This window comes from Actinomadura pelletieri DSM 43383, from assembly GCF_003634705.1.
Lineage (GTDB): Bacteria > Actinomycetota > Actinomycetes > Streptosporangiales > Streptosporangiaceae > Spirillospora > Spirillospora pelletieri.
The window spans coordinates 184703-198136 of record NZ_RBWU01000003.1; the positions used below are offsets into that span (position 1 = coordinate 184703).

At 67.7% G+C, this 13434-nt stretch carries 10 protein-coding genes; 3 read left to right on the forward strand and 7 right to left on the reverse strand.

Annotated elements, in window-relative coordinates; translation table 11 throughout:
- Positions 1-21: 21 nt before the first annotated feature.
- Entirely contained in the window at positions 22-963 is a 942-nt protein-coding gene (gene sigJ / locus BZB76_RS14055; RefSeq protein ID WP_121434825.1) for an RNA polymerase sigma factor SigJ, read from the forward strand.
- A 9-nt stretch (positions 964-972) separates the two neighbouring features.
- Here sigJ and BZB76_RS14060 read toward each other — a convergent pair whose 3' ends face one another.
- The 4 genes from BZB76_RS14060 to BZB76_RS14075 all read right to left on the reverse strand — a co-directional run bounded on the left by BZB76_RS14060 (position 973) and on the right by BZB76_RS14075 (position 9389).
- Complete coding sequence (locus tag BZB76_RS14060; RefSeq protein ID WP_121434826.1) at positions 973-1773, reverse strand: carbon-nitrogen hydrolase family protein; 801 nt, start codon at positions 1771-1773, stop codon at positions 973-975.
- Between the two features lie 21 nt (positions 1774-1794).
- Positions 1795-4302, reverse strand: a complete 2508-nt coding sequence (locus BZB76_RS14065) for a DEAD/DEAH box helicase (protein ID WP_121434827.1) — start codon at positions 4300-4302, stop codon at positions 1795-1797.
- Between the two features lie 302 nt (positions 4303-4604).
- Positions 4605-5201, reverse strand: a complete 597-nt coding sequence (locus BZB76_RS14070; RefSeq protein WP_121434828.1) for an HD domain-containing protein — start codon at positions 5199-5201, stop codon at positions 4605-4607.
- Positions 5202-5210: 9 nt separating this feature from the next.
- Complete coding sequence (locus BZB76_RS14075) at positions 5211-9389, reverse strand: wHTH domain-containing protein (protein WP_147449433.1); 4179 nt, start codon at positions 9387-9389, stop codon at positions 5211-5213.
- 144 nt (positions 9390-9533) lie between these two features.
- Between BZB76_RS14075 and BZB76_RS14080 the strand changes: the two genes are divergently transcribed.
- Together BZB76_RS14080 and BZB76_RS14085 are read left to right on the forward strand one after the other, a co-directional pair.
- Positions 9534-9719, forward strand: a complete 186-nt coding sequence (locus BZB76_RS14080) for a hypothetical protein (RefSeq protein WP_121434830.1) — start codon at positions 9534-9536, stop codon at positions 9717-9719.
- Complete coding sequence (locus BZB76_RS14085) at positions 9716-10510, forward strand: SDR family oxidoreductase (RefSeq protein ID WP_121434831.1); 795 nt, start codon at positions 9716-9718, stop codon at positions 10508-10510. The genes BZB76_RS14080 and BZB76_RS14085 overlap by 4 nt, the downstream gene beginning before the upstream one ends.
- Here the strand turns inward: BZB76_RS14085 and BZB76_RS14090 are convergent.
- The 3 genes from BZB76_RS14090 to BZB76_RS14100 all read right to left on the reverse strand — a co-directional run bounded on the left by BZB76_RS14090 (position 10482) and on the right by BZB76_RS14100 (position 13349).
- Positions 10482-12059: an alpha/beta hydrolase gene (locus BZB76_RS14090; protein ID WP_121434832.1), complete on the reverse strand. Its 1578-nt coding sequence runs from the start codon at positions 12057-12059 to the stop codon at positions 10482-10484. The two genes, BZB76_RS14085 and BZB76_RS14090, sit on opposite strands and share 29 nt — an antisense overlap.
- Before the next feature lie 214 nt (positions 12060-12273).
- Positions 12274-12471 (reverse strand): DUF397 domain-containing protein, encoded by a 198-nt coding sequence (locus tag BZB76_RS14095; RefSeq protein WP_121434833.1) that lies wholly within the window; start codon positions 12469-12471, stop codon positions 12274-12276.
- A complete protein-coding gene (locus BZB76_RS14100; protein ID WP_121434834.1) occupies positions 12468-13349 on the reverse strand; it encodes a helix-turn-helix domain-containing protein in 882 nt (293 codons plus the stop codon). Before BZB76_RS14100 ends, BZB76_RS14095 begins: the two co-directional genes overlap by 4 nt.
- Positions 13350-13434 lie beyond the last annotated feature (85 nt).

The window sequence follows — 13434 nt, forward strand, 5'->3', positions numbered from 1 at the left end:
GACCAAGGGGGGACGAGCACCATGAGCACCGGATCCGGGCCGGAGCGCGACGGGACCGACCCGACCCTTGGCGCGATCATGAAGGAGCGGCGTCATCTGATCAACCTCGGCTACCGGCTGCTCGGCTCCGTGGTGGACGCCGAGGACGTCGTCCAGGAGACGTACGCCCGCTGGTACGCCCTGTCCCGGGAGCAGCAGGACGCCATCGAGTCACCGGCGGCCTGGCTGACGCGGGTCGCGGGCCGCATCTGCCTGGACCTGCTCGGGTCGGCACGGGCCAGGCGGGAGCGTTACGTGGGCGAATGGGTCCCGGAGCCGCTGCCGGACCGCACCGACTGGATCACCGCGCGGCCGGGCGGCGCCGCCACCGACCCCGCCGACCGCGTCACGCTCGACGAGTCGATCAGCATGGCGTTCCTCGTCGTGCTGGAGTCGATGACCCCGGCGCAGCGCGTCGCGTTCGTCCTGCACGACGTGTTCCGGTACCCGTTCGCCGAGGTCGCGGAGATCGTCGGCCGCAGCCCCGAAGCGTGCCGCCAGCTGGCCACCGCGGCGCGCCGCCGTGTCCGCGCGTCGCGGGCGAGGGAGACGACCCCGCCGGACCGGCGGGCCGGGATCGTCCGGGACTTCAAACGGGCGTGGGAGGCCGGCGACATCGCCGCCCTCGTCAACCTCCTCGACCCCGACGCCACCACCGTCGCCGACGGCGGCGGCCTGGTCAGCGCCACGCCCCACCCCGTCGAGGGCGCCGAACCGGTCGCGCGCCTCTTCGCCGACCTCGCCACCCGCATGCCGGCCGACGTCACGATCCTGGAACGCACCGTCAACGGCCAGCCCGGTCTGACGGCCCGGCTGGACGGCACCACCCTGGTGGTCCTGGCGTTCGACGTCGCGGACGACCGCATCACCGACATCTGGGCGGTGCGCAACCCCGAGAAGCTCCGCCCCTGGACGGCGGTGTGACCGGCGCGGTCACTCGGCGAGGGTGACGGCGAAACGGCGTAGGGTCAGCGCCGGGTTCACCTTCCGGACGGCCGTGACCCGCTCCGGCGACACCTCCGCCGACGCGACGCCCGCGCTCTCCCCGAGCCCGGCCGTCACCACACCCATCGGGTCGACGATCATGCTGTTGCCCGCGCCGGTCGGGGCGCACTGCCCGGCGGCGGCCACATAGACGGTGTTCTCGATCGCGCGGGCCCGGACGAGCGTCCGCCAGTGGTCCTCCTTCAACGGGCCCGGCACCCAGTCTGCGGGCAACGCGAGCACGTCGGCGCCCGCGTCCACGATCCGCCGCGTCACCTCGGGGAACCGGACGTCGTAGCAGGTCTGCATGCCGAACGTGACACCGTCGACCGTGAACGTCTCCGGGTCGGTGAGGTCGCCGGGCCGCACCAGCGCCGACTCCTTGTAGCCGAACGCGTCATAGAGGTGGATCTTGCGGTATTCGGCGACGATGTTCCCGCCGGGACCGAACGCGAGGAGCGTGTTGGAGATGCGGCCCGGGTCGTCCAGCCGCTCGTTCACACCCGCGACGACGTAGATTCCATGCCGTGTCGCCAGGTTGCCGAGGCCGGTGACGAACGGGCCGTCGAGGGACTCCGCCGAGTCGAGGAACCGCTCGTCCAGTTTCGGCGCGGTGAACATGGCGAACTCGGGGAACACGACGACGTCCGCGCCGTGCCCGACCGCCTCATCCGTCAGCTTGCCGATCGTCGCGAGGTTCTCGTCCTTGTCGACGCCCGGCGCGAACTGCGCCACCGCGACCTGCACCATGCCGCTCCCCTTTCCGTGTGTTCACAACCGGTCGACGCCGGTGACGCGGACGACCGCCTCACCCGCCTGATCGGAGCCCGCCAGGTCGACCTCGGCGCTGATGCCCCAGTCGTGGTGGCCCGCCGGGTCGTCGAAGACCTGCCGGACGCGCCACAGCTCGTCCTCGGGGACCTCCTCGATCTGCAGCAGCTTCGGGCCCCTCGCGTCGGCGCCGGTGAGCAGTTCGTCGTGCTCGGCGAAGTAGGCGTCCATCGCGTCCGCCCAGGCGTCGGCGCCGAAGTCGGGGTCGAGCGCGCCGAGTTCCTGGAACCGCTCCAGCGCCGCCAACTCCACCCGCCGGAACATGGCGTTGCGGACCAGCACCCGGAACGCGCGGGAGTTCGCCGTCACCTTCGTGACCCGCTCCTCGATCGGCTGGTCCAGGTTCTCCTCGGTGGGGTTGGCGAGCTGCTCCCACTCGTCCAGGAGGCTGGAGTCGACCTGCCGCACCAGCTCCCCCAGCCATTCGATCAGGTCGATCAGATCATCGGTCTTGATCGACTCCGGGACGGTCTGCTGCAGCGCCTTGTACGCGCCCGACAGGTACCGCAGGACGAGCCCCTCGCCCCTGGCCAGCTCGTAGAACGCGATGTACTCGGTGAACGTCATCGCCCGCTCGTACATGTCGCGCACGACCGACTTGGGGCGCAGCGGATGGTCACCGACCCACGGATGCCCGGCCCGGTAGATCTCGTACGCGGCGTCGAGCTCGTCCTCCAGCGGCTTCGGATGCTCGACGTCCTGGAGCAGCTCCATCCGCTCCTCGTACTCGATGCCCTCCGCCTTCATTTCCTGGACGGCCTCGCCCCGCGCCTTGTTGACCTGCGCCGCGATGATCTGCCGCGGGTCCTCCAGCGTCGCCTCGATGATCGACAGGACGTCCAGCGCGTACGACGGCGACGACGGGTCCAGGATGTCGAAAGCGGCCAGCGCGAACGTCGACAGCGCCTGGTTGAGCGCGAAGTCCTCCTGAAGGTCGACGGTGATGCGCGCGTACCGGCCCATGTCGTCCGGCTCCGGCAGGACCTCCACGACACCGCCCGCCAGCAGCGACCGGTAGATCGCGATGGCCCGCGAGATGTGCCGCCGCCGCGCCGCCGGTTCCTCATGGTTGTCGGTGAGCAGTCGTTTCATCGCCTGGAACGCGTTGCCCGGCCGGGCGATCACCGACAGCAGCATCGCGTGACTGACCTGGAACCGGGACCGGAGCATCTCCGGCTCGGCGTCCTGAAGCTTCGCGAAGACGTCCTCGTCCCAGCCGACGAACCCCTCGGGCGGCTTCTTGCGTTGCACCTTCCGCCGCTTCTTCGGGTCGTCGCCCGCCTTCGCCAGTGCCTTCTCGTTCTCCACCACGTGCTCGGGCGCCTGCGCCACGACGAACCCGACGGTGTCGAACCCGGCCCGTCCGGCCCGTCCGGCGATCTGGTGGAACTCCCGCGCGCGGAGCCGCCGCACCCGGTGCCCGTCGTACTTGCTCAACGCCGTGAACACGACCGTCCGGATGGGCACGTTGACGCCGACGCCGAGCGTGTCCGTCCCGCAGATCACCTTCAGCAGCCCGGCCTGCGCGAGCCGCTCCACCAGCCGCCGGTACTTGGGCAGCATCCCCGCGTGGTGCACACCGATCCCGTGCCGGACGAACCGCGACAGGTTCCGCCCGAACTTCGTCGTGAACCTGAAGTTGCCGATCAGCTCCGCGATACGGGCCTTCTCCGCCTTCGTGCACACGTTGATGCTCATCAGCGACTGGGCGCGCTCGATCGCCGCCGCCTGCGTGAAGTGGACGAGGTAGATCGGGGCCTTCTGCTCGCCGAGAAGCTCCTCGATGGTCTCGTGCAGCGGCGTGACCCGGTAGTCGTAGATCAGCGGGACGGGCCGTTCCGCCGACGTGACCAGCGCGGTCTGGCGGCCCGTCCGGCGGGTCAGGTCCTTCTGGAAGAACGTGACGTCCCCGAGGGTCGCCGACATCAGCAGGAACTGTGTCTGCGGCAGCTCCAGCAGCGGGATCTGCCAGGCCCATCCCCGTTCGGGTTCGGCGTAGAAGTGGAACTCGTCCATGACGACGACGCCGATGTCGGCGTCGGCGCCGTCCCGCAGGGCGATGTTGGCGAGGACCTCGGCGGTACAGCAGATGATCGGCGCGTCGGCGTTCACGCTGGCGTCGCCGGTCATCATGCCGACGTTGTCGCGTCCGAACATCTCGCACAGGTCGAAGAACTTCTCCGACACCAGCGCCTTGATCGGCGCCGTGTAGAACCCGACCTGGTCGCGTCCCATCGCGGCGAACAGCGCCCCCGCCGCCACCAGGCTCTTCCCCGACCCGGTCGGCGTGGAGAGGATCACGTTGGCGCCGGACACGACCTCGATGAGCGCCTCCTCCTGCGCGGGATACAGCGTGATCCCGCGCCCCGACACCCACCGCTCGAACGCCTCGAACAGCGAATCGGGGTCGGTGTCGTTCCCGGACGGAAGCTCATCGATAAGGCTCACCCCTCCATCCTGCCCCCGATCACCCACTGCCCGTGTCACCGCCTCCGCCACCCCGTGACGATCGCCGCCGCGATCCCGATCCCCGCCGCCACCACGTTGAGCACCCCGCCGATCACCGGCGCCAGCTCCGCGACCGTCTGCATGACCCTCACTCCGTTCCGTCTCCGACGAACGAGATCAGGTTCTCCGGGCACTGCGGAGGCTGCGTGTGCGCTGCCGTGCCGCGTTGGTCGTGCCCCTCGTGTCACACCTTTGACCTGCGTGGTTCTGCGGGACGAGCGCACACGGGCGCACACCCGACGTCACGCGATGGCGTGCCCGTGGTCGGCCGCGAGCGACACGAGATCGGGCTCCCCGAACTGCTCGCGCATGGCGGTGAACGCCGCGACTTTGCCTCCCCCGAACCGCCGCACGTGGACGGCGTAGGAGTCGGCGGTGACGAACGTGGGCGGATCGGTCTTGCTGTGAAACTTGTCGGCGTACATGACGAGTCGTTCCTCGCCGGTTTCGGCCACATAGTCTCCGACGGGCAGCGGCAGTCGTTGCCGCTCGATGTCGTCCCGTGTAAGGCCCACACCGGTGTGGCGGGAACAGAACCGGCAGATCTCCTCGGGGAAGCCCTCCGCCCGGAGGATCTCGTGCCCCAGAACCCCATGCCGGACGTAGCTCTTGTGGTCGAGTTCCCCGGTGACGTCGTACAGCCGGTAGACGCCGATGTCGTGCAGCAGACACCCGGCCCGGACGAGATCCTTGTCCACGTCGAGCCCGGCCCCGTCCATGATCTGCTCGGCGATCTCGCACACGATCACACAATGCGTCCAAACAAGCTCGAACGCCCCCGGACTCGGCGCATACCTCTCATGCAACGCCCGGATCTCGTCATCCCCTGGAACACGCACCCGGCAAGCCTACGGCGCAGAAATCCATGGAACTCTCTCCAGTGCCGCCGCGATGCTTTCGTCCACGTCCGGAACCTCCATACCCAACCATCGCAACCGCTCGGCCACCCGCCGCAACGACATCTTCACCTTCCCTGTCACCCACAGCAGATGGAACAGCGGCACAGGTTCGTCCACGTCAAGCCACACATCCGTGGCGTTCCAGCGGTGACGCGTCAGCACAAGATCCATCGGATCCGCCACCTCGTCGATGTCCCCGGGCGGCAGAGTCATCCCGCACTCGGCCAGCCACTCGGCGGCTGCTCGCGGGCTCATCCCCAGTTCAACGGATGCCCTGATCAGATGGAACCTGGTGACGGGACGGTCCGGGTCGAGCCTCCTTCCCCGTGGAAAGAAGTCCTTGGAAAGCAACCGAAGCATCGGTTCGTCGATCTTCTCGGGAAGCGGTCCATTCGGAACCTCCAAACCGTATGCGCTGAGGCGCGCCGCCCCATAGGCGGGCTCGACTGCTGCATGGCTACTCGCGGCAAGCAATTCCGGCAGCGTGATTCTTGTGCTGAACGAGAACGATGGTGGAAGGCCATCACCGTCTCGACTGAGCAGCTTCATGTCCACACCGGAAACACGCTCGGGCAATTGTTCGGAAACGAGGATTCCGTATGCCGCCAGACGGGCGGCGACTTGCCGAACAGGCAGGCCCGAGGCGAGTGACGCACGAACAAGATGAGCAGGAGAAAGAGGAAGACCGGACTCGAACTCATCTCGTTCGTAGTAGCCGAGCTTCCAGTCGAACAACTGATAATCGTCTTCCGAAGGCCGAGAGGGCAACGCAAGTTTTTCGACTCTAAAGCCGAACTCCCGCAACCTTTCACAGGCATCCTCAGTCGATATTCCCAACTCTCGTGCCGCTCTGACCACGTGACTGCTCGGCAGTGACAGCGGCCTGCTGTTGATCGGGTCATCTGCTTCCGCGTCCCAACACAGCAGGCGCAGGTCTTGGGTCGAGAGTGGTCCCGTCGGCAGGTCACGGGAAGGGAGCCTGTGACCGTATTCCTCAAGCCGCGCCGCCAACTCTCGCATCCCATGGCCGAACTGGAGGGCCACAGCGACGAGATGCCCGAGGGGAACGACGTCGACCGCGTCCAGCCACTTGGGCCTGCCGTCGCGTCGTTCGCTGAGCAGAGCGAGATCGATTTCGGACACGGCGGTTTCGGGGAATCGCTCTGGCTCGATCTCATCAATCCCCAGGCTGGCGGCCCGCCTGGCGACCTGACGGGGCGTGGTTCCGGTGAGATACGCATTCCAAAGCATGTGTCCTGGGCTGGCGCCGATTCTCCCTGGCTTCCAACTCCAGTCATTCGGGTTCGGACGGCGGTCCGGCTGGATAGGAGCGTCGTTGAAACCTAGGAGAATCGAGTCGGACGGCAGCGCACGCAGTACCCTCCGACTATCGATCCGGGTGGCCTCGGTAAGCCGCCACAGCCCCCCGTGGGCCGCGAGTCGCCATAGCAGCACGTGATCGTCCACATAAGGCCCAAAGTTGGACAACCAATAGCTGGGGGCCTCGTCTATCGACCGCTGTTCGCCTTCGTCGCCGTGCAGGATAAGATGGGAGTCTTGCAGAAAACATCCGTGCCGAGCGATGTCCAACGTGCTCACTCTCGTCGTGAAAACCGGGCCGGTCTCGGCGGCGGTCTCGCTGATGAGGTCGCCGAGCCCAGGACTGGCTTCCGTGACATTGCTCAGCCAGCGCACATCAAGCAGCTCTTTCCCCGCGGTCAAAAGCTCGTCCACTGCCGACCGCAGCAGTCGTTCAACGTCGTCCGAAACATCGGAAAGGACTGTTCTTCGGTCTACTGAGAGCCGTTCGGGCGCATGTTTGCCGGTGAGGTTGACGACCACACCGTGCAGGGTTCCGTCCCCTAGCCCGGCGAAGACTCCGCGCCGAACGCTCGGCCGGACGTAGATGCCGTCAACGAGAAGACCTCCACCCTTTTCGCACCAGACCACCTGTCCACCGTCATCGTCCTTCCACGGCACGAGCTTGCCGTGCACGTCGAGGCCGTCGGTCTCCCAGGACGGGCGGGCACGAGGCCGCAACAGGCCCGGGTCCCAGGTCTCCCGTTGAGAACCGTGCTCGGCGACGGTCGCGAACTCGGCGACCCCGAGGAGGCGACGCAGTTCGTCGACACAGGACGGAGCGGCCTCGTTCTCCCGCAGGTAGAGCCTCACCGTGGTGCCCGAAGAACGGTCGGCGGGGAGGTGCTCAATGCGGAACAAATGCCCCGGGCCGAAGATCGAGACCTTCAGCGTGGGGTGGGAACGGTGGCCGTGGTCGAGGGGGCGGGTGACGATCTCGATCTCGTCGGCGATCATGAAGTAGCTGAGGACGCCGATACCGAAGCGGCTGTTGGCGTGGAACGGGACGGGCGGGTCGGCGCTCTTCCAGTCGGCCGACTCGACCAGGAATTCGGTGGTGTCGGTGAAGCGGGTGCCTGCCTGGGAGAAGACGTCGGTGAGGACGGACTCGGTCATTCCGATTCCGTTGTCGCGGCATTCGAGGTAGGGGCGACCGTCCGCGTCCACGCCCTGGGTGAACTGGATGCGGCCTTCCCAGCGGTCCAGCCAGTCGCCCTGGCTGCGATAGGCATGGCGGGCGCGGCGGTACCGGCAGGCGTCGAGCGCGTTCTGGTACAGCTCGCGAATGGCCAGGCCACGGTCCTGGTAGAGCTGCTCCCCCATCAGCAGTTCCTGGACGCGCCGCTCGTCCAACCGGAATCGGCTGACACGTTGGAAGAGGAGACGCCCGTCATCGTCGGTGCCGGGCCTGACATCATCGGCGGATGCACGGGCGGGCAGTCCCGTGAGCCCCTGCATCGTGGAGTGGTCCCCGCAACTCTGCCTGACCGTGTGCAGCAGGGCGTCGACCTGGCTGGCGTATTGGCGCAGTCCTTCGAGTTCGGCGGCGTGGTGACAGTCGGCGCGTAGGACGAGGCAATCCGTCTGGAGCACCCACTTCGCTCGGCTCATGGCGGTTCTCCGCAGCTCGGCCAAGTCGACGGGATGCGGAATGCCCAGGTGGCGGACGACGACGTCCGGAAGTCGGACGAGATCGAGTGTGAGGGCGTAGGCGACCGTGAGCACCTGCCCGATCAACAGTTCCCTGACCCGCTGTTCGTAGGGCTCGCCCACGAACAGGACCGACTCGAACTGTGGGGCGTTCTTCCGGTCGGTGTCCCCCAGTTCGGAGAGGTCGCGGCGCAGCGCGGCGAGGAACCGCTGGACGGTCTTCTCGTCCAGTACCTCGTCCCGCAGACGGTCGTCGCCGATCTCCGTTTCGTTCAACATGTCACGGACGGCCCCTAGTGCGTACGCCTGCGGATGGCGGGCCGCCCAGCGGTGGAACAACCACCAGCCGATCTCCGTGGCCGCGGAGTCGCGGTCGGGGAGAGTGCGGGCACGCGCACGGTCCACCAGTTCACGCTGTCCGCCGAGGAAGGTCTCGTACTCGCGACGCGCCCCGTCACCGCCAGTAGAGCCGAGATCGAGCGGGCGGATGCCGCGATGCGCGGCGAGCGTTCTGGCCATGTGCGTATGGTGCAGAAGCGGAACGAGCACGAGCAGTGCCGCCTCGGCCGGAGAAAGATCGCACAGGGACTCCGCGAACCGGGTGCGCAGGAGCCAGTCCGTCCGCTTGCTGAAGCGGGCGGCCAGTTCCTGGTCGAGCCAGGGGTCGTCGGCCAGGGCCGCCTCACTCTCGCCGCTCAGAACGCCCAAGCGCCCGGCGAGGCCGATGCTCGCGTCCCTGAAGGGGGAGGCGTCGCGCTGCGGGTCGACCAGCGTCCACGCGATGTGCTCAGAGATGTGATCGGCCCACGGGTGCGAGGAAGCAGGGGCCACCTTGGCGGGCGGCGCCTGCTCGAAGAGGCGTACGGCAGCGCGCGCGTCGTCCACTCCCCCACCGAGGGCGCGGACGAGGGCGGAAAGCTGACGGTCGTCGACCGGACGGCTCCGTCCACGGAGGATGTCGTTGACCCGGGACGCCGACGAGAGGCTCATCTCGGCGCAGATTTCGCGGAGGCTCTTTCGACCGTTGTCCTGATGGACGGTGTCGAGCAGTTCCAACAGTCGCCGGTACGGGCCGTCCTCCGGCCAGGCCGTGCGATCGATCCGATGTCCGCCCGTCACGTACGCCTCCCAACGCCGTCCAAAACGTATCTACACGTCCCGTAGGCGGCGGACCACCGGAACCGCGCAACGGCCGATTAGGGACGCACCGTTCGGCAACAACCTGCTGGACGGAACAGCCACTGATCACAAGGGGGAACAGCCATGGGCAAGAAGGACGAGGCGAACGATCGGGGTCCCGGGGCCAGTTCGGGGCTGGAGGACCAGCCGCACGAGCGGGTCGTCCCGGGTACCGAAAGCGCCGAGGAGGGCTACGAGTCCGACGCCGAGAGCGGCACCCGTGAGGGCGACCCGATCGCCGGGGTCGAGCGCGATCCGGACGAGTCGTGACCTACGACCGCACCGCCATCATCACCGGCGCCGACTCCGGCATCGGCAAGGCGACGGCCGTCGCCCTGGCGCGGAAGGGGTTCGATGTCGGGATCACCTACCGGTCCGACCGTGAAGGGGCCGAGGGGACGGCACGGGAGGTCGAGGCGGAGGGACGGCGCGCCGCCGTCCGGCAGCACGACCTGACAGATCCCGAACGGGCGGCCGGGGCCGTGGACGAACTGGCCGACGAACTGGGCGGCCTCGGCGTCCTCGTCAACAACGCCGGAACGGGGAGCATGCGCCACCTCCTCGACATGGACTTCGAGGAGTGGCGAGAGGTCATCTCCGTCGATCTCGACGGCGCGTTCCTGTGCTCGCAGCGGGCCGCCCGACGAATGGTGCGGAGAGGCGAGGGCGGCCGCATCGTCAACGTGACCAGCGTCCACGAGGAGTACCCACGCATCGGCGCCGGGCCGTACTGCGCCGCCAAAGGCGGGCTGAAGATGCTGGCGAGAACCCTGGCACTGGAGCTGTCCGAACACGGGATCACCGTGAACACAGTCGCGCCGGGCGAAATCGCGACGCCGATGACCGGGCAGCATGACGAACCGCCGAGGCCGGACAGCCGGGCCGGGTATCCGCTGGCCCGGCCCGGCCACGCCCGCGAGGTCGCGGACGCGATCGCGTTCCTCGCCGCCCCCGAGGCGTCCTACATCACGGGTGCCTCCCTGTTCGTGGACGGCGGACTCGTCCTCATGGGCCCGCAGGCGGCCGGAGCTCTCACGTCGGCGGATTGGCGCGAGGGGTGAGAGACGCCGCGTGCGGTGGACAGGTGAGGTTTCCGGCGGGGAGCCCTCCCGACTCCAGATAAGCGTTCACCTTCTTGTCGACACAGGGGTCGCCGTACTCGCCGTAGATCCCATGAGCGACGGTGCCGCGCAAGGTGAGAAGGCGAGAGCCGGACATGTGCCGGTGCATGGCGCGGCTGCTGCGATACGTGGTGGCCGTGTCACCGGTCGCGGCAACGATCAACGCCGGTGTCGCGTTGCCGATCGCGGGTGGCGCCTCGCGCGGCGCCTGCGGCCAGAAGGCGCAGGGGAAGAGGTTCGAGGTGATGGGACCGAAGAGGGGATGGCGCTTCCTGCGGCGCTCGATGTCGCGCCAGTAGACCTCCGGGTCACGCGGCGCTGCCCGGTCCCCGCAGATGATCGCAGCGGCCGGGCTGGCGAAGCGCGAGTTCTCACCGTTCAGCAGGAAGCTCAGGGCTCCCTCAAGGTCCGGTGTCGGCGCCACGACGTCCCCGCTCGTCGCCTGGTTCAGGACCTTCATGGTGGCGGAGAACGAGGCGCGCGCCTCCTCACGGTCGTTGCCGACGCCGCCGTAGATCAGGTACGGGACGACGTGTTCGTCCAACGAGTAATCGCCCACGCGCAGGGGCGATACCGACGCCGCTTGGACGACCTGTTGCACGGTAGTGAGTACCGCCGACCGGCTCGCGCCCAAACCGTACTCCCCATGCCGTTTCGCAGCCCAGGTCGCCCAGGCGTGCAAGGCCCGTTCCAGGGCTGGTTCGTGACCCCACAGCATCCCCGGGCCCGCCCGGCGCGGATCGACGGCGCTGTCGAGGACCACTCGGTCGGTTCGTCCGGGGAACAACTGCGTGTAGACGGCGCCGAGATAGGCGCCGTAGGAGTAGCCGAGGTAGGAGATCCGGCGTTCGCCGAGCACAGCGCGGACGATGTCCATGTCCCGGGCCGTGTTGCGGGTGTTGACGTGGGGCAGTACGTCGCCGTGCCGCCGCCCGCATCGTTCGGCCAGGTCCTTCTGGAAGGCGGTCTGACGGTCGAACCCGGCCCGGTCGGTGCCCGCCGAGCGTATCCAGAGGCCCACGGGCCAGCCGCAGTCGAGCGGTGTGCTGTGCCCGACGAACCGCGGATCCATGCCGATGATGTCGTAGCGTTCGGCGAGTTTCCCCATATGGCGCCGGGTGTCCACGGGCATGCCGAGCGTCGGTTCGCCGGGGCCGCCGCGGTTCAGCATCAGGGTGCCGATCCGGTGGGTCCGGTCGGTTGCGCGTATCCGTGACAGGGCGATCTTTATGGTGCGGCCGTCAGGACGGGCATAGTCCAGTGGCACGGTGATCTGCGCGCACTCGACCCTGGCCCGGGCCAGGGCGGCGCCTACGTCGTCCTTCCATACCTGTCGGCAGTCCGCCCAGTGAACGTGCTGGCGTTGGTAGGGGGCAAGGGAGGGTCCGCTTGTGGCGGACACCGCGGTGACCGGAACCGCCAAGGTCAACGCGATGCCGGGAACCCCCAACCCGCGTATCAGGGCACGGGGACGTGTCGTCTTGGTCATGGCAGCGACGCTAGGTCGGGCAGGTCGAGACGGACATGGCGCCTACTGCCCCACGTCCCTACAGCCAGCTGTAGTGCCCGAACTTTTGAAGGCCCAGGCGTACCAGACGGGTTGCGTCGCCCACAGGAGGCTGGACCCCTCGCGTAGGCGGGATCGGCGCGAGGGGTGAGAGCCGCCGCCGTACTCACACACCTCGCGGCGGGCGTGGTGCCGATCAGTTGTCCAGTGGCGACCGGAGACTGTTGAGAAGAGCCGCCCACTCGTCGCGAGTCAACTCCAGGATCGGCCCAGCGCCCTGAGCTTTGGTATCGCGGACACCGATCATGCCGTCCGCCGAGTGTCCCACCTCGACGCAGGATTCGCCGGGATCGCTGTGCCGTGACTTGCGCCAATGAGCGTACTTCTCGGTCATACAGGGGGCCCTATCTTGTCAGTTAGCCGCTTTGCGGTCTCGGTCAGTAGCGCCAGGCTGTCCTCGGGGGCAAGCGCTGCCTGAGCGAGACCCTCATACCTCTGTCTATAACGTTTCACCTCGCGGCGCTCGGTGTGAACCAAGTCCGTGGTGTGCGTCGCGATGACAGCCATTGGCGGGTCTGCCGGGTCCGGGAAGGTGAACAGGGAGAACGTCACCTTCGGGAGAAGCGCGTCGGCGATATACGCGTCCACAGGAAGTACCCGCACAGCCAGCCTGGGCTCTGCCGCGACCAGATCGGCTATATGGGACAGCTGAGCAGCCATGATCGATGGCGCCACGTTGAGGCGGCGAGTGATCACCTCATCGATGATGACCTCGTAGGTCGGGCCGCCCGGGCGTAGAACCGTCTCCAGGCGCTGGAGCCGGGCCTTCGCCATCTTGTCCGGGTGGTAGTCGAGAGCGCCTTCGTTCTTTGCGATTTCGACCAGGGCGAGCGTGAATTCGGGCGTCTGCAGGATGCCGGGGATCGAACTGAGGTTGAACTCGCGGATCGTGTCCGCGCCGAACTCGAGGTCGGCGTAGAGTCGTTGGCGGGGGCCCATGGATTGTCCATAGCGGTCCCACCAGCCTTTGACCGCGGCCTCGTGGGCGAGGCGTACGATTCTCTCCCACTCCTCACCTGTGACGCCGAGGATGTCGAGTATCGACATGACGACGGCGACGTCGGGGCGACCGGCGGCTGTTTCGAGACGGCTGATCTTCGCACGTGAGAAGTAGAGGCGTTTGCCGAGTTCCTCGGTGAGGATGCCGTGCTCCTCGCGGAGCGCTCGCAGCTCGGCGGCGAGTTGTAGGCGGCGTACGTACGGGCTGACCATGGCGAACCCCCGGGGAGCAGGAACGTAATCGTCTCACTACCCTATGTACACGAGATGCGCTTCTCGCGCGGAGGAATCAGCGGAT

Coding starts and splice junctions, on each gene's coding strand:
- BZB76_RS14090 (WP_121434832.1), bottom strand. CDS start 12,059: ATGACCAAGACGACACGTCCCCGTGCCCTGATACGCGGGTTGGGGGTT.
- BZB76_RS14080 (WP_121434830.1), top strand. CDS start 9,534: ATGGGCAAGAAGGACGAGGCGAACGATCGGGGTCCCGGGGCCAGTTCG.
- sigJ (WP_121434825.1), top strand. CDS start 22: ATGAGCACCGGATCCGGGCCGGAGCGCGACGGGACCGACCCGACCCTT.
- BZB76_RS14060 (WP_121434826.1), bottom strand. CDS start 1,773: ATGGTGCAGGTCGCGGTGGCGCAGTTCGCGCCGGGCGTCGACAAGGAC.
- BZB76_RS14100 (WP_121434834.1), bottom strand. CDS start 13,349: ATGGTCAGCCCGTACGTACGCCGCCTACAACTCGCCGCCGAGCTGCGA.
- BZB76_RS14095 (WP_121434833.1), bottom strand. CDS start 12,471: ATGACCGAGAAGTACGCTCATTGGCGCAAGTCACGGCACAGCGATCCC.